This window comes from Rhizobium sp. P32RR-XVIII, from assembly GCF_012641395.1.
Lineage (GTDB): Bacteria > Pseudomonadota > Alphaproteobacteria > Rhizobiales > Rhizobiaceae > Rhizobium.
In genome coordinates, this window is record NZ_JABAIH010000002.1 from 789,514 (window position 1) to 814,251 (window position 24,738).

A 24,738-nucleotide genomic window follows, 5' to 3' on the forward strand; every position below is an offset into this window, starting at 1 on the left:
AGTCCGGCCACCTGAATAGGCGGATATACTCCGCCACGCATCTGAGGAGCTTATCATGTTTATCACCCCGGCATTTGCCCAGGCCGCTACGGACTCCGCGGCGTCGCCATTCGGCTCCGGCTTCGAAATGATCATCCTGTTCGTGCCGCTCATGGTCGTGTGGTACTTCCTGCTGATCCGCCCGCAGCGAGCCCAGGCCAAGAAGCGGGCGGAAACGCTGAACGCGATCCGTCGCGGCGATCAGGTTGTCACGGCCGGCGGCCTCGTCGGCAAGGTGACGAAGGTTGTCGACGATAAGGAAGTTGAGGTCGAAATCGCCGAAGGGGTCCGCGTCAGGGTGGTCCGCAGCGGTATCGCCGACGTTCGCGTGAAGGGCGAACCGGTAAAGGCCGACGCCGCGTAATTCCGGCAGCCAGAAAAGCCGGATCAGAGTGTCGAGACCATAATGCTCCATTTTTCCCGTTGGAAAATCGTTCTGATCTGGCTGATTGTCTTGGCGGCGGCGGTCGTGGCCGCCCCCAATTTTGTCCCGGATGCCTCGCTTCCGAGCTGGCTGCCCCACAAGCGGGTAACGCTTGGTCTCGACCTTCAGGGCGGCTCGCATATCGTGCTGAAGGTGGAGCGCTCCGATCTTGTCAAGGAGCGGCTCGAAAGCACCGTAGCAAGCGTGCGCGGCAAACTGCGCGAGGCTGGGATCCGCTATACCGGTCTTGCTGGCACCGGACAGACCATCCAGGTCCGTATCACCGATCCGAGCCAGCTCGATCAGGCCGTCGCCGTCTTGACGCCGTTGACGGTTCCGGCCGCTGGCGCCGGGGACCCGGATATCACGCTGTCGAAAGCAGATGACGGGCAGCTGACGCTGCAGATCACCGGCAAGGCGATCGACCGCAGCCTCGCGGGAGCCTTGACGCAATCGATCGATATCGTCGGCCGTCGCGCCATCGAGGCCGGCGGGATCGATCCGGTCATCGAAACTCGCGGGCCGGATCGGTTGACCGTTCAGGTGCCGGGTCTTGCCGACCCGCAGAGGTTCAAGGATCTGCTAAGTCAGGAAGGCCGGCTCTCCTTTCACCTGATCGACAGCAGCATGTCACCCGAGGATGCGATGGGTGGCAACATGCCGGCACGTTCGCGGATCGTCTATTCGGGGGATGACCCGCCGGACGCATATCTGGTCGAGCGCGGGCAAGTCCTGTCGTCGGCAGATCTCCGCGATTTCCAGATCAAACCGGGAGCGAGCGACGACAGTTCCAACCTCACCTTTCGCTTCAGTCCCGAGGGCGCGAAGCAATTCGCGGAGTTGACGCAGAACAATGCCGGGCGGTCGCTGGCAGTTCTATTGGACGATCAGGTGATCGCGACACCGGTTATCCGAGAGCCCATCACAGTTGATACCGGCCTGATACCACTCGACTATTCAACGGAGGAGGCAGAGGACCTTGCCGCGATGCTCCGTTCCGGCCCACTTCCCGCGACTTTGACTATCGTCGAAGAAAGGACGATCGATCCGGGTCTCAGTGCCTCGTCCATTCATTCCGGTCTTGTCGCCGGGGTTATCGGCGCCGTTCTCGTCGTCGGGCTGATGGTGGCGCTTTACGGCGTTCTCGGCGTGATTGCCGCTGCTGCCCTTGTAATCAACATCATGATGATCTTGGCCGTCCTCACGCTGCTCGGCGCACCGCTGACCTTGCCTGGGGTTGCGGGCATCGTGCTGATGATCGGCATTGCAGTCGATGTCAGCGTCCTGATCTACGAGCGCATCCGCGAGGAGGTCCGAGGCAGCACGCGCGTCGATCAGGCGATTCGGGTGGGGTATTCGAGAGCCTTTAGGACGGTCATCGATGTCAACATCACGACCCTCCTGGCCGCGGCAATCCTCTTCTACCTTGGGAGCGACGCAATCCGTGGCTTCGCTGTCACGCTTGCAATCGGCATTTTGACCACGGCATTCACCGCTTTCGCCTTCACGCGTCGTCTGGTCCTTGCCTGGGTGCGCCGCCGGCGTCTGAGGCACTTGCCTAAGAGCGTGCATGCAGACGTCTTCGATGGCACGCGCATCCGCTTCATAGGCATTCGCCGCTACAGCTTCACCGCGCTTGCGGCCCTCTCGCTCGCCGCCATGCTGGCCGTGACCACGATCGGCATGAATCTCGGCATCGATTTTACCGGCGGCTCGTTCATAGAGGTAAAGTCGAAGCAGGGGCCGGCTGATCTTGAGGATATTCGCACGCGGCTGAGCGAGCTGAACCTCGGTGAAGTCCAGGTCAGACGCCTCCGTGATGCCTCAGGCGCCATGATCCGCATCGAAGCGCAGGGCGGCGGCGAAAATGCCGAGCAGTCGGCGATAACACTCGTGCGCAGCGAGCTCGCGGATCAATATGATTTCCGCCGCGTCGAAGTTGTCGGCCCCGCGGTTTCCGGCGAGCTGACGAAGACTGCAACACTCGGCATCCTTGCAGCGCTTGCCGCCATTGTCATCTACATTTGGCTCCGTTTCGAATGGCAGTTCGCGATCGGCGCGATCGTCGCGACGCTGCACGACGTCATTCTGACACTCGGTTTCTTCGTCGTCACCGGCATTGAATTCAATCTGACAAGTATCGCAGCCTTGCTTGTTATCGTCGGCTACTCGCTAAACGATACCGTCGTCGTTTACGACCGCATGCGTGAGAACCTGAGGCGCTACCCGCAGATGCCGCTGCCAATCCTCATCGACGCCTCGATCAACCAGACGCTGTCGCGCACGATTCTGACGGCGGCAACGACGCTGCTCGCGCTGCTTGCGCTCGTTCTCTTCGGCGGAGAGGTCATTCGATCCTTCTCGCTGGTCATGTTCTTCGGCGTTGCCGTCGGCACCTTCTCCTCCATCTATATTGCCGCTCCGGTATTGATCCTCTTCAGGCTTCGGCCGAAAGTCTTCGATGAGGATGAGGACGCGGCAGCCGACGAAAGATCCGGAAAGGCCCCAGTGTAGTCATGGCTAGAGGCATAGAAATCCGCGAGGCGCATTTCCCCGGCCGCGCTCCCATCGACGCATACGGCAACGGCGGCTTTCGCTTCGCCGACATGTCCCATCGCGGCTCCATCCTATGCCTTCCCTCCGGCATCTACGGCTGGGATATGGACATGTCGAAGCCGCTTTCGGTTGAAGATTTCAAGAAGGTGCTGGCAGAGGCTGGAGACATCGAAGTTCTGCTCGTCGGCACGGGCACAGAGCTCCGCCGGCTGCCCCAGGAGCTGAAGGATAGGCTGAGGGCTCTGGGCATCTCTTCCGATCCGATGAGCACTGGCGCTGCTGTTCGCACCTTCAACATCATGCTTGCAGAATCCCGCGCCGTCGCAGCGGCTCTGATCGCGGTCTGACCAATGACGGACAAGTCGATGAGCAACCAGGACATCTGCCTGGCCATGCTGCGCGACAGCGATCGCGACCGCTATCTCGCCTGCCTGCTGTCTCCCGCGGACAAGCGGGGTGATCTTGCAGCCCTCTACGCCTTCAACGCCGAACTCGCGCGCGTTCGCGATCTGGTGCACGAGCCGCTGCCCGGCGAAGTCCGCATGCAATACTGGCGCGATCTCCTGGAGGGTAGCGCTCACGGCTCGACGCAGGCCAATCCTGTCGGCGCAGCCTTGTTGAGTGCGATTGAGGCACACCGCCTGCCACGCCAGACGCTGGTCGACATGGTCGATGCCCGCATCTTCGATCTCTACGACGATCCCATGGAAACGCGCACGTCGCTTGAAGGCTATGCCGGGGAAACGGCATCGGCGCTGATCCAGCTTGCAAGCCTTGTCCTGTCGGCGGAAGAGGCCGCGAAATCGGCCGAATCGGCGGGCCATGCGGGCGTCGCGCAGGCGATCGCCGGCATGCTGCTGTTGATGCCGCTGCACCGCCATCGGGGGCAGCTTTACATTCCGCTCGAAATCCTGAGCGCCACGGGGCTCGACCGCGACAGCTTCCTCGCAGGCAAGGATAAAGCACGCATTTCAGCTGCGATCGAAGCCTTCGCAGGTCTCGGCCGCGATCATCTGGCAAGAGCTCGCGCTGTCGCGCTCCCACCGGCTGTTGTCCCGGCCTTCCTGCCCGCTACGCTTGCCGGGCCGGTCCTCATGAAGGCCCAAAAGGTCGGCGCCTCGGTCTTCGAGCAGTCGCTGCAGCCGCCGCAATGGCGCCGGCAGCTGAGCATGACCTTGGCGCTGATGCGCAGGAAGATCTAGGGTCAGGCCCTAGCCTGTTCACACTCGCGCAAGCCTGGAGTGCTAGGGGTGAATGACCGCTAAGCTGGAACTGGAGAAACGGCGTTGAGCATTATCGTCTGGTGCATTCTGTTCGCCCTCGTGGTTCTCCTCGCCTTCGTCGCCACCCGAATGGCTGTCCGGAACAAGGATGAGGAGGGCTTTCGAGACACCGGCCTCGCTATTCTGGAGTTCAACCGCGCCTTTCCGAACGAGGCAATCCGCCAGCTCCAGGCGACCGGTGACGGCCAGGTGGTTTTCGTTCGCCTGCATGACAACAAGGCGGGCTTCATGCGCAACATGCACCGTCACTTCTCCTGCCACGTGCTCGAGCCGGGCAGGGTGCGGGTCGTCAGTTCTGAAACGGGCAGGGGGCTGGTTATCGATTTCCTCGATCACCCGCATCACAACGGCGCCTTCGAATTCGCTTCCGCCAAGGAAGCCTCCGAAGTGGCGCTCTGGCTGCTCGGCAACTACGTCGCCGATGCCGATCTTGCGCTGCCACCGGCAGAAAAGCCGGCAGCCAACACTCAATAACGTTCAAGCGCTCTCTGCAACAGGCACGCTCTGGCCGAGCCATGCGGCACAATCGGCAAGCGCCCGCTTGGCGATCAGCTGCCGCTTCATTATGGTCTTGTCCTTGCCGCGGAAGCGCTTGACGCCTTCCGGCTTGACGATGGAGCCCGGCTGCAGTTCCGGGAAGAGACCGAAATTGATGTTCATCGGCTGGAAGGAACGCTTGCCCGGTTCCTCGTCGGTGACGATATGCCCGCCGGTGATGTGGCCGAGCAGCGAACCCAGGGCAGTCGTTGCAGGCGGCAGCGAAACCGCTTCGCCTTTGCGTTCGGCAGCGGCGAGGCGCCCGGCCAGCAGTCCGACGCTCGCGCTTTCGACATAGCCCTCGCAGCCGGTGATCTGCCCTGCAAACCGCAGTCCGGGCCGGGACTTCAGTGTCAGTGACGGATCAAGCAGCGTCGGCGAGTTGATGTAGGTATTGCGGTGCAGGCCGCCGAGGCGGGCGAATTCGGCGTTCTGCAGGCCTGGGATCATCCGGAAAATCTCAGCCTGGGCGCCATATTTCAGTTTCGTCTGGAAACCGACCATGTTGTAGAGCGTGCCAAGAGCATTGTCCTGCCGCAGCTGAACGACCGCATAGGCCTTTACCGCCGGATTGTGCGTGTTCGTAAGTCCCATCGGCTTCATCGGGCCGTGGCGGAGCGTCTCACGGCCGCGTTCCGCCATCACTTCGATCGGCAGGCACCCGTCGAAATAGGGCGTGCCTTCCCATTCCTTGAAGCCCACGGTGTCGCCCGCAATCAGCGCATCGACGAAGGCGTTGTACTGCTCTTCGTTCATCGGACAGTTGATATAGTCCTTGCCCGTGCCGCCGGGGCCGACCTTGTCGTAGCGCGACTGATACCAGCAGATATCCATATCGATGCTGTCGCGATAGACGATCGGGGCGATTGCATCGAAGAAGGCAAGCGCGTCTGCACCCGTTTCTTCCTGGATTGCAGCAGCAAGGGACGGGGCCGTCAGCGGCCCGGTGGCAACAATCGCCAGGTCCCATTCCTTCGGCGGCAGTCCCGTTATCTCCTCCCGCACGACGGTGATGAGCGGATGCTCATGGATCGCCTTCGTCACCGCGTCCGAAAAACCGTCGCGATCGACGGCGAGCGCGCCGCCGGCGGGCACCTGATGTTTGTCCGCGCAAGCCATGATCAGCGAATTCGCCATGCGCATTTCCGCATGGATGACGCCGACGGCATTGCTCGTCGCATCGTCGGAGCGGAAGGAGTTGGAGCAGACGAGTTCGGCAAGGCCGTCGGTCTTGTGCGCATCCGTGCCGCGCACGCCGCGCATCTCATGCAGGATGACGGGCACGCCGGTAGTTGCGATCTGCCACGCAGCTTCGGAACCGGCAAGCCCGCCGCCGACGACGTGGATGGGAGTATAGGAAGGGGTCTTGTTCATGCGCGGCTGATATCACGCCTGGCGAAAACAGGAAACTCCCGCAGAAAAAAAGCAGGACTCAGGGCGGCTGTTTCTGCCTGCTGGTCTCCGTGAGGACGCCGTCGGCAGGTGTGCCGTTTCGATGAGGAATACTCCAGAACCTTCTTGTTATCTCTAAGGGGCGCCCGTGCTGAGCCGCCAGTTCTACGTGCTCAACATTGCAAGCCGCTTCTTCAGTAAGAAGATCTTCAATTCATGCAGACGCAAGCGAAATACCAAAATAGCTTTTGATTTATTATCACAGTACGGATACCATTTCTTAGTAAGAATACTGAGAGACATACGCGGATTTCAGTCTTAAATAAGCAAAATGCAACCGTAACACTAAGAAATATTACTGATGATTCACAAAAACTAACACTTTTGGGCCATTTCCTTCCCGGCCTGTTCATATTACGATAATTAAGAAATGTCTAACTAACTACCGCAGAAACCTGAAACCGCACCAATTGGAACATCTTCGCAGCGATTGCTCAGAGGCATCTGTAACGTGTAGCGCCAGGGGAGGCGTAAAATGTTCATGACGGCGTCAAAGACGGGGGATGCCGACCAAAGCCGAAAGTTCGGCCCGGCCGGAGACATCATACTGGTTATTGCGAACGCAGATTTGTTCTCTGAATGTCTGGCAGAGGCTTTGGCAAAGAAATTTGCAGGCTGCGAAGTCGTCAGCAAAGGCTATTCAAAGGCCATGCTGGAGAATGAAGCCAATGAAGCCAAGCTCGTGCTCTTCTACCATATACCGGGTTCCGAGCTTAACGAGGCGCTTCAGATCGTACGGGAAAATCACCCCTCGACATCGATCGGCCTGGTCATTGAAGCAATCGATATGCTGGAGCCCTATGTCAACCGGCTTGTTGAGGCGCGAGTTATCGACGGCGTGCTGCCGCTCAATCTTCGCTTGGACGTTTTCATGGCGGCGGTCGACCTTCTGATGAAGGGCGGCGAGCATTTCCCTTCGGCATTGCTCAACCGGCTCACCAACCAGGCCGGGCCACCGGAGAAGTCGCTCTACGAGACAAAGTCCGTCGCCGCAGCTGGAGCGGGTGCGCTCAAGCTCCGCCAGGGCGATCTCTCCGCGCTCACCACGCGCGAAGTGCAGATCCTGGATCTGATCTGCAAGGGCACGCAAAACAAGATCATCGCCGATGAGCTGCATCTCTCTGAGAATACAGTGAAGGTGCACGTGCGAAACATCTACAAGAAGATGAATGTACGAAACCGTACAGAGGCCGCCTCGCGCTTCTTCAACAACGAGGCTAACGGCTCGGGCAGGTGGCGGAACTAAGCCGTCGGTCTTTCCGCCTTCAGCGCTAGTCGTGCGAAATAGGGCGACCTCTCGTCAAATCCGCTGCTGATCCACAGTCCAATCCAAACAATTTCGGGGTCCGCGCTCGCCGATGCCGGCGCTTTTGCCACAGCTACGGTTATTGCTCGTGCGGGGAAACCTGGCAGCGACCCTCTCGTCCGCCTGCCAGCCCGACGTGGGGCGGACTGCGCCGAAGCTCAAGTAGACGGAAATACAACCCTTGCTACCCGGATTAAACACCTACTTCGTTGGGTCCAGCAGGGTAATCAGCTAGAAATAACCCATCGTCGGCATAGGGGATGATGCTCGATGCGCTATATCATCAACCTTAAATAGTTTGGATGCGTTGAGAGAGTCATAGTGATTTAAGTATATTAAAAAGTGTGATGTTTGGTCAGGAGTAATTCTCCGCCCCATCAAGAGTATAGCAAGGTATATACCGCGGCAGTGTCTAAACGAAAACGGCGCCAAAGTGGCGCCGTTTTGGATGTATCACGCTCGAAGCGATTAACGGAACGAGCGGGATGCGATGTTGCGGATGTCGTAACGGGTGATGCCGATATCGGCAAGCGTCTGGTTCGAAAGGTTGCCGAGTTCGCTGATCGTACGGCGATAGCTAATCCAGCTCTTTGCAATGCGGATCGGGTTCATTGTCGTCTTCCTTAGAATGTTGCTTCGCGGGCGGCGCCATCGCCGTCTCTGCGCTTGACATTCATATAGTAGCTCCCTGCGATATTGTGCAGTGCAAAGAAAATGCATCTGCTATGCATTTGTGCAGGATGTGCACGATAAATACGCAAGAGGCATTTCTTGAGCCGCAGACATGCGGGGATTTTCGCCGCAACCATTGAGGAAGCGGAAATCTCGGCAAAAGAAAACGCCCGTTGCCGAAGCACCGGGCGTTTTTGAAAAAGGAGATCAGCTTGGGAGGACGCTAATCGCCTGAATTAGCGGGCCACTGCCTCGCGAGCAACGCGATGGATGTCCGAACGGTCGATGCCGAGGTCATGCAATTCGCGGTTGGTCATGCGGCCGAGTTCAGTAACCGTCTGACGGTACTTGCGCCAGTTATTGAAAGAGCGTGCGAAGTTCATTTTGGGTCCCCTTTCCTAGGGCTTGCGATCTGCCAGCTGCCGCCGATCGGCGCTGACCTCTATTTGATGAGTGGTATATATGTTGCGCCGCACAGACCTAACAGAGACAAGATTTCATTCCACCTATGCATGGCGCGCAATTCTCTGCAGAAGAATTGAAGTGTTTCGCGGCCTGCTGGTCAATGAATAGGCAGAATGGCCATCCCGAGGCTTGGGGCGAGTGGTGCTTGAAAACCCTCCTGTAGGCCAAACAAAAAGCCCACCGGGGGAGGATCCGGTGGGCTCGTTTGAGTGACTGACAACTGGGAGGAGGCGTGTTGCCAGTCTATCGGGAGCGCTGGGAGGAGGAGGTCGCTCTCCGAATTTCGTTACGGACTTATGTCCGCAGGCTTCCGGTAAACCGGGCCGGGCCGCCACGCCCGCGCTTGTTAGCTATCTATATAATAGCCTCAGCCATTATTGTGCAGTGCAATATCATCATGGTGGTCATGCACTCTGCGCATGCCTTAGCTTGCGCCGTAATATTAGCTCCAGTCTGTTAACGCAGAATGAATAATCGCTCCCAAGTTAGCATGGGCAACTCCTGGGGTGTTCGGGCAGGGAGATTGCGAAAGACGCTCCGCCATTTATAACGGTACTTAGGAAGCCGTTGGGACGGAGGCAGCAATGTATCGGGGCCGGTTGGAGCGGGATCTTTCGCTTTGGGTCGAGAAGGGTCTTCTGACCGAGACGACAGCCGAACTGTTGCTTGGGGAGTATGACAGTCGCCCGGCGAGCTTCAGTCTCGGCAATGTGCTGATGGTGCTCGCCGCAATCCTTTTGGCTGCCGCGGTCCTGCTGCTTGTCGCGTCCAATTGGGAGGCGATCCCGCGACTGATCCGCGTCGGTGCGATCTTGGCTCTGATCTGGACGGTTTATCTCGGTGCCGCGTACTTCCTGGCGCGCGGGGCGTCGGCGGCAGCGAGCGGCCTGCTCGTTATCGGCGCCTTGAGCTTCGGCGGCGCGATCTCGCTCATCGGGCAGATGTATCATCTGTCGGGCGACGAGCAGACCGTCATGTATCTATGGTTCGCGGTTGCGGCAGTTACCGCCGCACTGTTCAGGTCGAGTGCCGTCACCGCCACGGCAGGCTTTCTGTCCTGGGGCTCCTTTGCGGTCTATCTATCGACCTTCGACACCCGTTGGGTTGGCGTCGATCCATGGGCGCCACCCATCATGGCATTGATCACCATCGCGCTGGTCCGTTTCACCGGAGCTGATCGCGCCCGGCATCTGGCCTATCTGCTCGTCGTCGGCTGGCTCACCTGGCTTTATACATTGGATGAGCGTATCGCCGTCGCGCTTGCCTTTGCGATTTGTGGAATGGCCGTCTTCCTGGCACTCAGCGTGCCACCACTGCGCAATTCCCGTATTGTCAGAAGTGCGGGTGCTGCCCCGGCCTTCTACGCCTTCCTGATTGCCGCCATCGGGCTCCTTTTGCTTCATATGCAGGTGGATGACGGCTGGAGGCTGGTGCTTCTCGGCGTGCTGACGCTTGCCGCGGCTGTGCTCGCGATCGCATTTCAGGGGCGGGATAATGGCGCTGTGCGCTATCTTGCCTACGCCATGTTTGCTGGCGAGATCTTTTATCTTGCTTCGGTTACGGTCGGCTCCATACTCGGAACATCAAGCCTCTTCCTCCTGTCCGGGCTGCTCGTGGCCGTTGTCGCCTGGGTGGTGATCCGGCTTGAGCGGCGCTTCGCCGCGAACTCCGCCGAGGTGGTCCAATGAGCGAATTCTCGTATAAGCTTCGGTTGGCCAGGGGCTATCTCATCGCCGCAGTCATCGCTGCGTCGCTCCAAACGATCATTCTGGGCTATGTGATCGAAAGCCGTGCGGAGATCCTGCGCAGCGGCGCCGAGGTGCTGCTGAAAACCGCTCCTGTCGATCCGCGCGATTTCCTGCGCGGCGACTACGTCGTGCTGAATTACGAAATTTCGTCGGTGCCGGCGCGAACGGTTGTTGGCCCGCTGCCTGCCGAAGCGGGCGAGCAAACGATGTGGGTTCGGTTGAAAAAGCAGCCGGATGGCTTCTGGGGCATTACCGAATCGTCGTTCCAGCCGCTTCCGAAAGGAGCCGAAAGCGTCGTGCTCAAGAGCCGTCCTTTCTACAACTACGCTGTGAATGCAACGGACAACATTCGCGTCGAATACGGGATCGAGCGCTACTATGTGCCAGAGGGCCAGGGCAAGCCATTGGAGGAGGCCCGGCAGAACGGCAACGTTTCGATCGCGGCCCGCGTATCGGCCGATGGCACTGCACAGATCCGCAGCCTGCTTGTGGACGGGAAGCCATCTTATGAGGAGCCGCTCTACTAACTTCGCTGAAAGCCACTGTGCACCCTTAAAATCCCTGTCATTTGCCCTTCATTTTTCCTTTGCCTCCTCCAAATCGGGTGATATAGAGACGCCGCGCTCCGGAAGGCCTCATGTGCAGGCATTTGCATGCGGTTTTTGAGAACGCGGGTATGGTGAAATTGGTAGACACGCCAGATTTAGGTTCTGGTGCCGCAAGGCGTGGGAGTTCAAGTCTCTCTACCCGCACCAAAGCTGGCTTGCAGGCGGGGGGACCGGAAACAGGTGTCCCTCGATTATCCGGCAGCAAAGCGCCGTTCCGCCTCGGGTGGAATGAATAAGAATTGAGAACAAGCCACGCCCGGCAATTTTCCGGCGTCGTGCTCATCGAAACGAACGGCGTCTGGGCACGGCCGCCATGAAATGAAGGTAGGAAGACATGCAGGTTATCGAAACGCTCGCTGAAGGGCTGAAGCGCGAAATCAAGGTCGTTATCCCGGCCAAGGACATGGAAACCAAGATGAACGAGCGCCTTGCCGACGTAAAGGACAAGGTGCGCATCAATGGCTTCCGTCCGGGCAAGGTTCCGGTTGCCCACCTCAAGAAGGTCTACGGCAAGTCCATCATGGCCGACCTCGTCAACGAGATCGTTCGCGAGCAGCCGACTGCCATCCTGTCCGAGCGCGGCGAAAAGTCCGCCACGCAGCCGGAAATCGCGATGACCGAAGACAAGGACGAGGCAGAACAGATCCTCGCCGCTCAGAAGGACTTCGAGTTCACGCTCTCCTACGAAGTTCTGCCGCCGATCGAACTGAAGTCCGTCAAGGGCATCAAGATCACCCGCGAAGTCGTCGATATCTCCGACGAGGAAGTCAACGAACAGGTTCTCAAGGTCGCTGAAAGCGCCCGCTCCTACGAAAGCAAGAAGGGCAAGGCTGCCAACGGCGACCGCGTCACGATGGATTACGTCGGCAAGGTCGATGGCGAAGCTTTCGAAGGCGGCACCGATCAGGGCGCTGAACTCGTCCTCGGCTCCGGCCGCTTTATCCCTGGCTTCGAAGACCAGCTCGTCGGCGTCAAGGCTGACGACGAAAAGACCATCACTGTGACCTTCCCGGCCGATTATCCGGCGAAGAACCTGGCCGGCAAGGAAGCCACCTTCGACGTTACGGTCAAGGACGTCGCTGCTCCGGCCGACGTGGAAATCAATGACGAGCTGGCAAAGAAGCTCGGCCTGGAATCGGCTGACCGGCTGAAGGAAATCGTTCGCGGCCAGATCGAATCTCAATACGGCTCGCTGACCCGCCAGAAGGTCAAGCGCCAGATCCTCGATCAGCTCGACGAGATGTACAAGTTCGAAACGCCGAACTCGCTCGTTGAAGCCGAATACAACGGCATCTGGAGCCAGGTGAACAACGATCTCGCCCAGTCCGGCAAGACCTTCGAGGACGAGGATACGACCGAAGAGAAGGCCAAGGAAGAATACCGGACGCTCGCTGAGCGCCGTGTCCGCCTCGGTCTCGTCCTCTCTGAAATCGGCGAAAAGGCCGGCGTGGAAGTGAGCGAAGACGAGATGCAGCGCGCGATCTACGAGCAGCTGCGTCAGTATCCGGGTCAGGAAAAGCAGATCATGGACTTCTTCCGCAGCCAGCCGGGTGCTGCTGCTTCGATCCGCGCGCCGATCTTCGAAGAAAAGGTCATCGATCACCTGCTGACCGAGATTGACGTGACGGACAAGAAGGTCACCAAGGAAGAGCTGCTCGCTGACGAAGAAGGCGAAGGCTCCGAGAAGGATGCCAAGAAGGCCGCTCCGAAGAAGAAGGCAGCCGCCAAGGCTGAAGCTTCCGAAGGCGAGGAAGCTGCTCCGAAAAAGAAGGCTGCTTCGAAGAAGAAGGACGCCGAAGGCGCCGCTGAGTAATCGCCAGTCTCGATTAAAAAGCACGGCCCTGCCGGTTTCGGCAGGGCTTTTTGTTTGCCTTTATTTGTTGGCCGCCGGTACCTACTACTGGGGCTGTTTTTGATTTGCCTTTTTTACCGCTCGCGGCCCCTTCGGTTGCGGCTATAAATTTTATCCATTTGGGAGAAGCACTTGACGTTCCAGAGCAGCGCTTTTGCATCGGACTCCCCGAACGACGCCGCAGCGGAATCGGGATTTTTCACCTGGGAGATGGCCACCGATCAGGTTTATGCGGATCCCGCCGTCGCGGAAATGTTCGGCCTTGATCGAAAGGCGACGGAATCCGGATTGCCGCTGGAAACCTATCTGGAGCGAATCCACCCTGAAGACCGCGCGGGCGTCGCAGCCGAGATCCAAAAGGCGATCGACACTGCGCAGCCGGAGCAGCAGAGCTATCGCGTTGCGCAAGCCGATGGCTGCTACTCCTATGTGATGGTCTTCGGCCGTTGCTTCCGCGATCGTAACGGCCTCCCGAAACTTTATGCGGGCATAATCTGTCCCGTTTCCGACGAACCGACGTTGACCAAGCCGCTCGTCCGTTACTGCCTCACGGCCTATGAAATTGCCGTGCAGGAAGGCAACGAAGCGGTCGCCCAACATCTGTTGGCGGCGCTTACCGAACTGGATTGGTTGCCGCCGGAAGGGGTGCTGCCAAACTGAATGGCGGTCAGAGTTCCGGCCGACATGCATGACTCACCATCTGGTTGCATTTTAGAAAGAACGGATGCAAGCTGAAAGCTGCTGCCAGGGGAGGGTTTTGGCGATGACTTCCGGCGCGGAATTAAAGGACATTGTGAAGCAGATTTACGAGGCGAGAGGTGAGGGCGACCTCGATAGGCTGATGTCGTTCTTCGGCGACAATTGCGTATTCCGCGTCGCCGGAAACCGGCATCTGGCGCAACTGACGGATCCGGTTGTCGGCAGTGCTGCCCTTCGCGAGGCGATGCGGCACTTCATCGACACGTGGGAGATGAAGGACCTGAAGTTCGTCGACGTCCATATCGACGGCGATGTCGCGCTCGTCCATCGCGAGGGGCATATGCGCCATGTTTCCACGGACTTCGACACCGAGATCATGGACAAGATCACCTTTGACAATGGCAAGGTGATCGAGGTGGTGGAATTCCTCGATACGCTGCAAGTCGCAGTGCTGCTCAAAACCGCGACGATCTCTGCTCCACAGCAGCTCTCTGCTGGGCAGCAATAGCGCCGTCTCAGGGATCTCGACCTGTTAAGGCGCGGGACCTGCCGCACCGTCTCGCAGGTATGCCATGCAAGCCTCATGAGTACGACGATCACAACTCGGACTTGATGTCGCCCATGCGGTTCCAGGCGTCGAGGCCGGCAATCTTGTAGGCTTCGGCGAGTGTCGGATAGTTGAAGGTATTTTCGACGAAATATTCGACCGTGCCTTTGAGGTTGAGCACGGCCTGGCCGATGTGGACGAGTTCCGTAGCGCCTTCGCCGACGATATGAACACCGAGCAGCCGCCGCGTCTTCAGCGAGAAGATCAGCTTCAGCAGGCCGGTGTCGAGGCCCATGATGTGGCCGCGTGACGTCTCCCGAAAGCGGGCGATGCCGCATTCGTAGGGAATGCCGCGCTCCTTCATTTCCTCTTCCGTCAAACCGCAGGTCGAAATCTCGGGAACGGCGTAGATGCCATAGGGGAAATATTTCTGCGGCTCCTTGGCAACCGCGCCGATGGCCACGCGTGCTGCAATGCGCCCCTGTTCCATGGAGGTGGAGGCGAGGCTCGGGAAGCCGACGACGTCGCCTGCCGCGTAGATATGCGGCACGGATGTCTGGAACGTCTCCGGATTGACCTTGAGACGTCCGCGGCTGTCGGCTTCGAGGCCGATCGCCGGCAGATTGAGCGTGTCGGTCGCGCCCATGCGTCCGGCGGCGAAGAGTACCATGTCGGTGACGATGTGCCGGCCGTTGTCCAGCGTCAGCTGCACCTTGCCGTTGTCGAGCTTCTCCACCTTGTCAGCCTTGGTGCCGAGCAGAAGCTTCATGTTGCGGTCGCGAAGCTGGTAGGTGAAGTCCTCGACGATCTCCTTGTCAATGAAGTCGAGCATCGTTGGTTTAGGGTCGATCACTGTAACCGCCGTATCGAGAGCGCTGAAGATCGTCGCGTATTCGATGCCGATGACGCCGGCGCCGATGACGATCATGGAACGTGGCAGCTCCTCTAGGTCGAGAAGCTCGTCGCTGTCGATGACCGTCTTGCCGTCGAACGGGATATAGTCCGGGCGGAATGGTTTTGTGCCGACGGCCAGCAGGATGCTCGCTCCGGTCACCTGGAGGACCTCGCCGTCATCCTTGATCACCTGCAGCGTTGAAGCGTCGATGAAGCTTGCCTTGCCCCTGATATGCTGGACCCGGTTGCGGGCGAACTGATGTTCGAGAACCTCCACCTCGTGGTCGAGCGTAATCAACAACCGGCGGCGCAGGTCCTCGGCGCTGATCTCCTGCTTGACGCGATAAGCCCTTCCGTAGAAGCCGCGCTCGCGCCAGCCCGACAGGTTAAGCGCAGTCTCGCGAAGCGTCTTGGAAGGGATGGTGCCGGTATGCACGGAAACGCCGCCGACGCGCTTGCCCTGTTCGATGACCAGGACTTTCTTGCCGAGCTTCGCGGCCTGGATGGCGCCGCGCCGCCCTGCCGGGCCGCTGCCTACAACAATGAGATCATAAGGGAACATCGCTCAGCCCTGGATTGGAGTTTGGAATCATATTGCAGCGCAATATGTCGTCCAAGCGTAGCTGGTCAACGTTACAAATTGTCTTATGAGTTCGTGTCCTGAACTCCGAACCCGAGGGAAGGTTCCATTTTCTCGAAAGTCCGGTCCATGGCGAAAGCACGGCTGAACGAGAAGGGCACGTGCCCGAATCGGAGCGACAACTGGCGCTCGGCAGAGGCCTCGCCTTTTCCGGCCACGGCGGCAAGGTAGAGAGCGGAGGCGAGCCCCGTCCGGTCGGCGCCGGCCTGGCAATGGATCAAAAGGGGTTTCGGCGCATTCCGCATGATGGCGATGAGCTCTTCAGCCTGTTCGGGAGTCAGTTCCCGCCCGGCGGACATCCGGAAATCGATATGGCTGATGTTCAACGCCTTTGCCTGCTCGACTTCGTCAACATACCATTTTGACTTGCCGGATTCGCCGCGCAGGTTGATGATCGTCTTGATGCCGTACTGCTTTTCGAACTGCGCAATCGCCTCGGCCGACGGCTGCGACGAGCGGTAGACTTCGCCGGCAACCACCGTTGCAAAGTTGTTGGTCACCTGCAGAAAGACGTAGTAACCGCCAACGATCAGCAAAAACAATCCGAAGAGCCGTAGCGCCGCCTTGCCGTAAAGGCGAAATCGGCGCGGAAATAGCGTTATGGTCATCGGCTGCCTCTGGGTCGCAAACGCTGCCGCTAAGGCAGCATGCGCTCTTTGCGAGCCGAAGCTGACAGCCACCTGAACGGTGGCTCTCCCAGCGCTTACATGAGCCGAAGACCCTTCAGGCTGACGTGGCCATCCTTGCCGATGATGATGTGATCATGGACGGCGATGCCGAGCGGCTTGGCCGTTTCCACGATCAGCTTCGTCATGTCGATGTCGGCACGCGATGGCGTCGGATCCCCGGAGGGATGATTGTGGACGAGGATGATGGCCGTCGCCGAGAGTTCGAGGGCACGTTTGACGACCTCGCGCGGATAGACCGGCGTATGGTCGATCGTGCCGCGGCCCTGAACTTCGTCGGCAATGAGTGCGTTGCGCTTGTCGAGGAACAGGATGCGGAACTGCTCGCGCGCCTCATGCGCCATGGCGGCATGGCAGTATTGGATCACCGAGGACCAGGAGCCCAGCACCTGCTTGCCCTTGAGTTCGCTTTTCAAGGTGCGATGGGCGACGGCGGAAATCAGCTTGATGTCCAGCGCGACGGCCTCGCCGACGCCTTTGACCTCTTGCAGAAGCGACGCCGGAGCACCGAAGACGCCAGCGAGCGAACCGAAGCGATCGAGCAGCGCCTTGGCGATCGGCTTCGTGTCGCGCCGCGGGATCAGCCGGAACAGCAGCAGCTCGAGCACTTCGTAATCGGCAAGCGCGGTATCGCCATGATCGCGGAAGCGACCGCGCAGCCGCTCGCGATGGCCGTGATAGTGCTCTTCCTTCGACAGTGCCGCAGGAAGCGCCTGCTTCCCGAGCGCGGAGGGCTTGACCGGCTGATCGGCAAAGAGCTGCCGCTCGTCGGCAGGTGAGGGGTCCAGGTCGAAAGGCAGTTCGTCGTTCGTGTGAGAAACAGGACCTTTCGCCATCTACACTTACCCGTTCAGCGGCAGGCCCGGCCGGTCGAGGCCGCCGGGCGAAAGCGTGAAGATTTCGCAGCCATTGGCCGTGACCCCGACCGTGTGTTCATATTGCGCCGAGAGCGACCGGTCGCGGGTCACCGCCGTCCAGCCGTCGGCGAGGACCTTCACATGCGGCCGGCCGAGATTGATCATCGGCTCGATGGTGAAGATCATGCCTTCCCTGAGTTCCGGGCCTTCGTTGGCGCGGCCATAATGCAGGATGTTTGGCGAATCGTGGAAGAGGCGGCCGACGCCATGGCCGCAGAAATCGCGAACGACCGAGCAGCGCTGCGCTTCGGCATAGGTCTGGATCGCTTCGCCGATCGCACCGGTACGCGCACCCGGACGGACGGCGGCAATGCCGCGCATCAGCGCTTCATGGGTGACTTCGAGGAGCCGTTCGGCGGCACGCTTGATCTGCCCGACCGGATACATGCGGCTGGAATCGCCATGCCAGCCGTCGAGCACATAGGTGACGTCAATATTGACGATGTCGCCCTCGCGCAGCGGCTTTGCGTCCGGAATCCCGTGGCAGACAACATGGTTGATCGAGGTGCAGGTGGATTTGGTATAGCCGCGATAATTCAGCGTCGCCGGATAGGCGCCGTTGTCCATGCCGAATTCGAAGACAAACCGATCGATCGCGTCGGTCGGAAGACCTGGCTCGACGACCGCGGCGAGTTCATCGAGGCAGCGGGCTGCAAGCTGGCACGCCTTGCGCATGCCTTCGAAGGCCTCGGGGCCGTAGAGCCTGATGGCGCCGGTATTCTTCGGCGGCGCGGAGGAGGCTTCGATATAGTTCACCATTGACGGGCCTTAGCGGAGATTGTCTTAACGTACATAATGCAGCTATGCCGCGTTCGTCCATCGCGATCAACTGCAAGCACGAGATTTGTGTCATCTCGATACGGTACACCGACACGGCTTTCCGTTCACGCGATGAATCCACCCGTGCCTTGCATCTGCATTTCAACTCGGACGGGGCGCTGGAAATTGCCGCGTTGAGTAGAAGTATATGGCGCTTCCCAGCGCCCCGTTCGGCGGTTTTTATCCGCAACTCCGGCCTCTCTGCTCGGATCCCAGCACCGCCGGTCCGTCTGTGTGCCCCACAGGCACGTCCGAAATCACCCGGCCGGCATTTTCGCCCGACCGCCGCCCCGGAGGGAGACAATTTTCTGCGGACCCCGGCGGCGGGAGCTTACGTCCTTCTTCCGCAACCGGCGCCGGTCCCGTCTCGCCGCGACGCCTCGCGGTGTATCCGTGACGGAACGGAAGGATGATGTCACAGGTTCGGTGGGCGCCGATGAAATGGCAGGGTGGCGATTGATTTTGTTGGGTTTTCGGCGTTTGTCATGCACGGAAGCGATCTTCCCCCACGAGGGCGTGGCAAGTTCGCTCTCCACTTTGGGAGCTCTCTCAACAGTTAGCCGAAGGCTAAGTTAGAAATTGCGGACTGCTTCCGGCCCCTAAGCGGCCTTGCGGCTCCAGTGCAATAAGCCGTGGTTTCTTCTTGTTACCCGTTGACTTTTGGAGCAACCGAAGATTGCTCTATCCTTCAACACGCGCACGGAAAGCAAGATGGCCTCAAACTGGCTCGATTACTTCACCTTGAACAATATTGGTTTTGTGATTGGTGTCCTTGGTTTTCTATTCTCAATTTACACTTACCTGCGAACCCGTGAACGTCGGGCGATGCTCTATGAGAAAATGGAAACGAGGATCGTCGGCGGGAACGGATCTAAAATACTGGACGGGAAGATCGAGATACGTTTTTCTGGGCGGACGATAGAACGGGTTACCAAAACAACGTTCTGGGTGTGGAACGGCGGGAACAGAACAATCTCGGCCGAAGACATCGCTAAAGGCGATCCATTGCGCTTCGCAGTGCCTAAGCAGTGCGAGGTTCTAGAAGTGTCGATTGTTTCGATGTCGTCCCCCAGTAACAATGCTTCACTGAAGGCCATCACCGCTAATGCCATCGTGCCCGAATTTGAGTTCCTCGACTCAAATCAGGGGTTTAAGTGCGAGGTGTTGCATACTGCACCGACGGGACTTTTTGAGATAGAAGGAACGATTAAGGGAATAGGGCAGCCGAGAGAAGCAGATAATTCCTCATTCCTTACTATTCCGCTTATTTTACTACAGATGCTTCTGCGCTCTGTTTTTATAATTTCCATCGGTATCGCGACAGGTCTACTTATAGCTTTGCCCATTCCACTAGACTATAAATTTGTCCGTGGCCTGATCATAGCTGTCTCCCTAGTGGCATTTAGTATTGCCGGTTTCGTCATCCAAGATAAGTTAGATGATTATTTCTCAAAGCGTCGGCCACCCGGGTCGCTTGATGCTTAAGCCGCTGGTGACCGAGCTGTGGACGTCCGCCTCTGGCGGCCCGAAGGTGCCATCGCCTTACCAGTGAGCTACGGAGAATATTGTCCATGATATACATCTGTTCCACGTCAGGCTCAGAGGGCGGTTTGATGACAGACTGGAATTAGCGGTCCTGCGTGCCAAACGAAGCGGACTGATAGGGGTGATCTCAGACGATGCTGTTCAATCTGCTCAATGCTCCATCGCCGGACCAGATTTCCCAGGTCATCTCGCATTCGATTGCCCCGTCCTTTCTGCTGGGCGCTGTGGCGGCCTTCGTTTCGCTGCTGTATTCACGGCTGAATGACATTCTGCACCGCGTGCGCGACCTGAACGCGCTTCCGGAAGCCGAAAACGCGCGGAGCCATCTAAGGGAGGATCTACCCCGGCTCCGGAGGCGCGCTCGGCTGCTCAACAGTGCCATCTACTACGCGGTTCTCAGCGGGATCGTGGCCACATTTCTGATGATCTTCTCGTTCGCCAGCGCCTTTGTTGGCACGCAGCATATCTTCGGGGCCGGCATCCTCTTTTCAGTCTCGCTTTCCCTGCTTGCGGTCGCGCTTATCATGCTGGCTCTCGAAGTCAGAATTGCGCTCAACGAATACGACCACCACTACGCCAGCGGCGGTCATGGCGGACTCGACTGAGGAGTGGATCACGTTGGCTTGGTGCAAACGCGGTGGGAGACGTCGATCGCGCCTGCACCTCAATGGTCGGCGATGTCGAGGATCCCGAGGGTGTCCAACCCAAAAAGCATGAGTTGGACGGCAACGGCTGCCAGCAGTACCCCGAACACGACCTCTGAAATAATGAGACTGACCGGATTCAAGCGCTTCGATAGCTTGTCGATGTTGGAAAAGACCAAATAATCGAAGGCTCCCACCACCAAGACCATCCCAAGCACCAGCCCAGCGCTTGCGATGGTCCTTATCTCGGCGGACGTAATGATCAGCAAGGTGATCCCGACCGGGTTCAACAAGTAGGGTATGGCGAGGGGATAGACGGCAATCTTTTTCGGGTCCGGCAGGATGTCGGTTTCCTCGGATTCGGGCTTCTTTCCCGGAGCCGAAACCATTTCAATCGCGAGAATTGCCAATATGATCGAACCGGCGACCGCAACGGCACCTCCGGTCACGTGAAGAAGACGCATGAGGAACCACCCGGTTGCGAAAAGCACGATCGCCGTGGTGACCGCGATCAATACCATCTGGCGGCCAATGGTTCGCTGCGTCGCCGTATCGAAATTTTTCGTCTTCTCAAGAAACGGGACGAGTGCAATCTTTGGACCCATCCCGATCAGCAGGAGGAGTAGAACCTTCAAGACAAGATCGAGGTCGATGACCGTGAAATCCATGGCAAACCGCTCCCTCCGCTGCCACGCAAAATCAGTCGGTTGCCACAGTGTGTAGAAGGATCAGAGAACGTTGAGAGATACCCCACTCCGCATCCTTGACGCGTAGCTCCGATCCTTCGATATTAGCTATTACTAAATCGTTGGCAAGTTGAATGCATCGGCCTTCCGTTTTGAGGGGGTGCCGCCATGGCGGACGAAGATGCTGTATCGGAGCGCTCGACCGGCGCGCCGTCGACTCATAAAGCTCGACCATCGGCCAACCCGGTGCTTCGCGTGACGCTGATCGTGATCGCGATTTGCCTCGCGCTGTTTATCTATGGTGTCGCAGCGGACCGCTACACGCCCTACACCGTGCAGGGATTGGTCCAGGCATATCTCGTCAGGATCGCCCCGGAGGTTTCTGGCCGCGTGAGCGAAGTGAATGTCTCGACAGATCAGCGGGTAGCACCCGGAGCGACACTCTTCCAGATCGATCCTGAACAATATGAGATCGCTGTCCGTCGCGCGGAGGCATATCTTCAGACGGTGGGGCAATCGATTGGCGCCTCGACCGCAGCAATCGCAACGGCTCAGGCAAAAGTAGCCGAGGCTCTTGCCCAGCGGGAGAATGCCCTCGATCAGGCGGCCCGCACCGTCGTACTCGTCGGCAAAGGCGTACTCGCCAGGGCACGACAGACAGAGGCGCAGGCTAACCTGGACGCCGCCGAGGCGATCGTCAGGCAGGCCGAGGCCGAGCTCGAGCGAGCCACGCAGGCTCTTGGCCCCGTGGGCGACGACAATCCCCAAATCCGCGAGGCCATGGCGGCATTGGCCCAGGCCAATCTGGACTTGCAAAACACCACTGTCGTGGCTCCCTCAGAGGGCGGCGCTACCAGTCTCGCCCTTGCCGCCGGACAGATGTTGGGAAAGGGTGAGACCGCAATGAGCTACCTCGACCTGAGGGAAGTTTGGATCGAGGCCGCATTCAAGGAGAACAACCTGGAGAACATAACTGTCGGCGACCCCGCCGAGATCGTTCTTGATATTCTGCCGGGCCGCGTCTTCTCCGGCCGCGTCTCGGCAATCGGCTACGCAGTCGGAAACCGCAGTGTCGACGTCCGAACCGGCCTGCCAAGCCCAAGGACCCAGAGCGGCTGGATTCGGTCGCCGCAGTTGATGCCGGTTCGCATCGAGTTCGACGTCGAAACCAAGCCGAATGTTCTGCGATTCGGCTCCCAGGCCAATGTCATGATCTATACCAGCGGCAATTCCTTTATGAACGCGATTGCCTATCTCAGGATGAGGCTGGGCGCGCTGTTGGCCTATGTCCAGTAGCTCTACCCACGCCGCGACCGCGGCCGGAAAACGAGCCGCTCTTCGCCTCGCATTCGGCGTGACGGTCTGTTTCGCATTGGTCGAGGCATTTGACTGGGACGCGACCTTCCTCGCGCCACTCCTGGCTGCGAACATGCTCGTCAGGTTGGAACGTTACCCGAGCCTCGCCCAGGGCGTCCTGTTCGTCGTCCTGATCGCGTTATCGAGTGGCGCTGTACTACTACTCACCAACGTCCTTTCCTCATCCCCGGCGGTCCTGATCCTCGCGCTTGCGCTCTTGATGTATCTCACCTTCTACGCCCACCGGCGGGGCGCACCGGACCTGGCTACGTTTCTGCCCCAGCTTTCGGTGGTTACGATTCCGGTCATCGCGGTTCTCTCGCCTCAATTGTCCGGCCAGTTTGCGTCAACCCTTGTATCGGCCGGAATCGCCGCGCTCCTCGTCGTCTGGCTAGCCTACGCGGCGTTTCCGCCGCTGTCCGACGGCCCCGCTTCGTCCAGCGTTGCCCGACCGGCCCAACCGCCCCGGACCGCCTCCTCGAATGCGCTTCTTGACACACTCGTCCTGGCTCCGGCCCTTGCCTGGTTTATCCTCGATGCCACCGAGGTCGCCGTCGTGGCGCTAATCATCATCGTGACCTTGCTTCGCATGCGTGATGCCGAACAGTCGCTGCGGGCCGCGTTCGGCCTGATCCTTGCGAACCTGATCGGCGGCGTGGCGGCCGCGATCGTCTACAGTCTCGTAATTCTGGCGAACACCTTTCTATTTTTCGTCACCGCATGCCTTGCCGCGAGCCTCATCTTCGCGGGACGGATCGCCACGGCAGGGGACAGAGCACCCGTCTACGCGATAGCCCTTGCAACCTTCATCCTCCTCCTGGGATTGGGGATGACGCCCCTGCCGGGCGGCAGCAGCGAGTTTTTCGTCGCTCGGCTGCAAAACGTGCTCCTCGCCTCGGCCTACACGATCGGTGGCATATCGCTGACGTCCCGCTGGCGGCACGCTCACACGAGCGGTACCGAGGAGCTGAGCGGATCACGCGTCTGAAGAAGCAATTCGAAGGACGGTCTTGAAGGAACGCCAGTCGACCCAGGATACACTCGGTGGAAGCCTTCACAGCTCTCAGCCGCCGAGGCTCATGGTGCGACCGCAAAGAACAAGAACACCGCGAAGACAACCAAATGGACAATGCCCTGAAGCACCGTGGTCCGCCCCGTCCCCAAGGTGATCACGCTGAGGATGAGCGTTAGCCCCAGCAGGACCCGGTCCTTGTCGTCCAGGCCGAGTTCGAGGGGCTGGTGGAGCATGATCGAAACGAGAACAACTGCAGGAATCGTCAAGCCGATCGCCGCAAGGACCGATCCCAATGCCAGGTTCAGGCTGGTCTGCAATCGATTGGCTTGGGCGGCTCTGCCTGCGGCGAGGCATTCAGGAAGCAATACGATGGCCGCAATAATGATCCCGACGACCGCCTTCGGCACCCCAAGCCAATTTATTCCTGCCTCCACCACCGGCGTCAGTGATTTCGCAAGCCCCACGACGGCGACCAGCGAGACGAGCAACAATGCTGCGCTGGCGGCGGTCGTCCTGCTTGAGGGTAATGACGCATGCGCATCCTCGTCATCGGCTTCAACCGGAAGGAAGTAGTCGCGATGCCGAACGGTCTGGACGAAGACAAATGACACGTAGAGGACCAGCGAGACGATACCCGCGAATATAAGCTGCGCCGTACTGAACATCGGACCGACTGACGTCGCGACGACGTTTGGCACAAGCATGGTAAGGGTGGTCAGAGCAGCCAGGACGGCCAAGGCGGCACTTGCTCCCTGGACCTGAAATCCCTGCTCATGATGGCGCATTCCACCCAACAGCAAGCATAGACCGACGATGCCGTTCATCACGATCATGACTGCGGCGAATACCGTGTCGCGTGCCAGCCCCGCCTTTTCAGCTGGGGCTGAGATCATTACCGAGACGATCAGCGCAACTTCGATTATCGTGACGGCAAGTGCCAGAACGAGCGTGCCGAAGGGTTCTCCGATACGGTGAGCGACGACCTCGGCATGATAGACGGCAACGAAAACGGTCGCGACCAGGGCTATTCCTGCAACGACGAGGATCCCAATTCCCTGGCCAAAGAATGGCGCGGCGAAGAGTACGATCCACGCGGCTAGAGGCCACGTCCATGCCCATCTCGGCGTTCTTTGAGCTGCCATAGCCGGGAAATCCCCCATTCCGTCGGCCGGCGCAGTATACGGAGCGCGAGCCTGCGTGGTCAACCAGTCCCACCGCGCGGCATTCGGCGGGAAGGCGGTTTCGCAATCTGCCTGGATCGCTTCCGAACGAAGCGGGAAAGCCACGAAGGTGGTCGATCACAACGACGGTTGGGCGCCGGCTGCGCCTTTCCGTTCACATTCGGCGC

24 protein-coding genes and 1 tRNA gene are annotated in these 24,738 nt (G+C 59.2%); 16 read left to right on the forward strand and 9 right to left on the reverse strand.

Going from position 1 to position 24,738, the window contains the following annotated elements; genetic code table 11:
* Nucleotides 1-55 precede the first annotated feature (55 nt).
* From yajC to HGP14_RS09060, 5 genes are all read left to right on the forward strand, one after another.
* Entirely contained in the window at nt 56-403 is a 348-nt protein-coding gene (gene yajC, locus HGP14_RS09040; protein WP_168829473.1) for a preprotein translocase subunit YajC, read from the forward strand.
* A 42-nt stretch (nt 404-445) separates the two neighbouring features.
* Entirely contained in the window at nt 446-2,977 is a 2,532-nt protein-coding gene (gene secDF, locus HGP14_RS09045) for a protein translocase subunit SecDF (RefSeq protein ID WP_168829474.1), read from the forward strand.
* A gap of 2 nt (nt 2,978-2,979) precedes the next feature.
* Nucleotides 2,980-3,366, forward strand: a complete 387-nt coding sequence (locus HGP14_RS09050) for an Mth938-like domain-containing protein (protein WP_168829475.1) — start codon at nt 2,980-2,982, stop codon at nt 3,364-3,366.
* 3 nt (nt 3,367-3,369) lie between these two features.
* Nucleotides 3,370-4,221 (forward strand): phytoene/squalene synthase family protein, encoded by an 852-nt coding sequence (locus HGP14_RS09055; protein WP_168829476.1) that lies wholly within the window; start codon nt 3,370-3,372, stop codon nt 4,219-4,221.
* A gap of 84 nt (nt 4,222-4,305) precedes the next feature.
* Nucleotides 4,306-4,776: a hypothetical protein gene (locus HGP14_RS09060; protein ID WP_168829477.1), complete on the forward strand. Its 471-nt coding sequence runs from the start codon at nt 4,306-4,308 to the stop codon at nt 4,774-4,776.
* A gap of 3 nt (nt 4,777-4,779) precedes the next feature.
* On the opposite strand, the gene trmFO is transcribed toward HGP14_RS09060, so the two are convergent.
* A complete protein-coding gene (trmFO, locus tag HGP14_RS09065; RefSeq protein ID WP_168829478.1) occupies nt 4,780-6,213 on the reverse strand; it encodes a methylenetetrahydrofolate--tRNA-(uracil(54)-C(5))-methyltransferase (FADH(2)-oxidizing) TrmFO in 1,434 nt (477 codons plus the stop codon).
* Nucleotides 6,214-6,766: 553 nt separating this feature from the next.
* On the opposite strand from trmFO, the gene HGP14_RS09070 reads away from it, so the two are divergent.
* Nucleotides 6,767-7,537 (forward strand): helix-turn-helix transcriptional regulator, encoded by a 771-nt coding sequence (locus HGP14_RS09070; protein ID WP_168829479.1) that lies wholly within the window; start codon nt 6,767-6,769, stop codon nt 7,535-7,537.
* A gap of 528 nt (nt 7,538-8,065) precedes the next feature.
* Here HGP14_RS09070 and HGP14_RS09075 read toward each other — a convergent pair.
* Nucleotides 8,066-8,209 carry a DUF1127 domain-containing protein gene (locus HGP14_RS09075; RefSeq protein ID WP_168829480.1) on the reverse strand — a complete coding sequence of 48 codons (144 nt, stop codon included), beginning with the start codon at nt 8,207-8,209 and terminating at the stop codon, nt 8,066-8,068.
* Between the two features lie 296 nt (nt 8,210-8,505).
* A complete protein-coding gene (locus tag HGP14_RS09080) occupies nt 8,506-8,652 on the reverse strand; it encodes a DUF1127 domain-containing protein (RefSeq protein ID WP_168829481.1) in 147 nt (48 codons plus the stop codon).
* A 666-nt stretch (nt 8,653-9,318) separates the two neighbouring features.
* On the opposite strand from HGP14_RS09080, the gene HGP14_RS09085 reads away from it, so the two are divergent.
* From HGP14_RS09085 to HGP14_RS09110, 6 genes are all read left to right on the forward strand, one after another.
* The gene (locus HGP14_RS09085) at nt 9,319-10,422 is read left to right on the forward strand and encodes a DUF2157 domain-containing protein (RefSeq protein ID WP_168829482.1); all 1,104 of its coding nucleotides are present in this window, start codon (nt 9,319-9,321) and stop codon (nt 10,420-10,422) included.
* The gene (locus HGP14_RS09090) at nt 10,419-11,009 is read left to right on the forward strand and encodes a GDYXXLXY domain-containing protein (protein ID WP_168829483.1); all 591 of its coding nucleotides are present in this window, start codon (nt 10,419-10,421) and stop codon (nt 11,007-11,009) included. Before HGP14_RS09085 ends, HGP14_RS09090 begins: the two co-directional genes overlap by 4 nt.
* Nucleotides 11,010-11,152: 143 nt before the next feature.
* A tRNA-Leu gene (locus HGP14_RS09095) sits at nt 11,153-11,237 on the forward strand.
* A 187-nt stretch (nt 11,238-11,424) separates the two neighbouring features.
* Complete coding sequence (gene tig / locus HGP14_RS09100) at nt 11,425-12,903, forward strand: trigger factor (protein WP_168829484.1); 1,479 nt, start codon at nt 11,425-11,427, stop codon at nt 12,901-12,903.
* Nucleotides 12,904-13,074: 171 nt separating this feature from the next.
* Nucleotides 13,075-13,602 carry a PAS domain-containing protein gene (locus tag HGP14_RS09105; protein WP_246704388.1) on the forward strand — a complete coding sequence of 176 codons (528 nt, stop codon included), beginning with the start codon at nt 13,075-13,077 and terminating at the stop codon, nt 13,600-13,602.
* Between the two features lie 103 nt (nt 13,603-13,705).
* Entirely contained in the window at nt 13,706-14,149 is a 444-nt protein-coding gene (locus HGP14_RS09110) for a nuclear transport factor 2 family protein (protein ID WP_168829485.1), read from the forward strand.
* Between the two features lie 88 nt (nt 14,150-14,237).
* Here HGP14_RS09110 and sthA read toward each other — a convergent pair whose 3' ends face one another.
* The 4 genes from sthA to map all read right to left on the reverse strand — a co-directional run bounded on the left by sthA (nt 14,238) and on the right by map (nt 18,084).
* Nucleotides 14,238-15,644 (reverse strand): Si-specific NAD(P)(+) transhydrogenase, encoded by a 1,407-nt coding sequence (gene sthA / locus HGP14_RS09115; protein WP_168829486.1) that lies wholly within the window; start codon nt 15,642-15,644, stop codon nt 14,238-14,240.
* Between the two features lie 83 nt (nt 15,645-15,727).
* Nucleotides 15,728-16,330 carry a dual specificity protein phosphatase family protein gene (locus HGP14_RS09120; RefSeq protein ID WP_168829487.1) on the reverse strand — a complete coding sequence of 201 codons (603 nt, stop codon included), beginning with the start codon at nt 16,328-16,330 and terminating at the stop codon, nt 15,728-15,730.
* 95 nt (nt 16,331-16,425) lie between these two features.
* Nucleotides 16,426-17,244 (reverse strand): RadC family protein, encoded by an 819-nt coding sequence (radC, locus tag HGP14_RS09125; RefSeq protein ID WP_168829488.1) that lies wholly within the window; start codon nt 17,242-17,244, stop codon nt 16,426-16,428.
* A 6-nt stretch (nt 17,245-17,250) separates the two neighbouring features.
* Nucleotides 17,251-18,084, reverse strand: a complete 834-nt coding sequence (gene map / locus HGP14_RS09130) for a type I methionyl aminopeptidase (protein ID WP_168829489.1) — start codon at nt 18,082-18,084, stop codon at nt 17,251-17,253.
* Nucleotides 18,085-18,855: 771 nt separating this feature from the next.
* Between map and HGP14_RS09135 the strand changes: the two genes are divergently transcribed.
* Both HGP14_RS09135 and HGP14_RS09140 read left to right on the forward strand, forming a co-directional pair.
* Entirely contained in the window at nt 18,856-19,629 is a 774-nt protein-coding gene (locus HGP14_RS09135; protein ID WP_168829490.1) for a hypothetical protein, read from the forward strand.
* 194 nt (nt 19,630-19,823) lie between these two features.
* On the forward strand, nt 19,824-20,294 hold the full coding sequence (locus HGP14_RS09140) for a DUF2721 domain-containing protein (protein WP_246704389.1): 471 nt from the start codon (nt 19,824-19,826) through the stop codon (nt 20,292-20,294).
* A gap of 59 nt (nt 20,295-20,353) precedes the next feature.
* Here HGP14_RS09140 and HGP14_RS09145 read toward each other — a convergent pair whose 3' ends face one another.
* Nucleotides 20,354-21,001 (reverse strand): MarC family protein, encoded by a 648-nt coding sequence (locus tag HGP14_RS09145; RefSeq protein ID WP_168829491.1) that lies wholly within the window; start codon nt 20,999-21,001, stop codon nt 20,354-20,356.
* 186 nt (nt 21,002-21,187) lie between these two features.
* On the opposite strand from HGP14_RS09145, the gene HGP14_RS09150 reads away from it, so the two are divergent.
* Nucleotides 21,188-22,315, forward strand: a complete 1,128-nt coding sequence (locus tag HGP14_RS09150) for an HlyD family secretion protein (RefSeq protein WP_168829492.1) — start codon at nt 21,188-21,190, stop codon at nt 22,313-22,315.
* Complete coding sequence (locus HGP14_RS09155; RefSeq protein WP_168829493.1) at nt 22,305-23,363, forward strand: DUF2955 domain-containing protein; 1,059 nt, start codon at nt 22,305-22,307, stop codon at nt 23,361-23,363. Before HGP14_RS09150 ends, HGP14_RS09155 begins: the two co-directional genes overlap by 11 nt.
* 89 nt (nt 23,364-23,452) lie before the next feature.
* Here the strand turns inward: HGP14_RS09155 and HGP14_RS09160 are convergent, their stop codons facing one another.
* Nucleotides 23,453-24,532: a calcium:proton antiporter gene (locus tag HGP14_RS09160; RefSeq protein WP_168829494.1), complete on the reverse strand. Its 1,080-nt coding sequence runs from the start codon at nt 24,530-24,532 to the stop codon at nt 23,453-23,455.
* Nucleotides 24,533-24,738 lie beyond the last annotated feature (206 nt).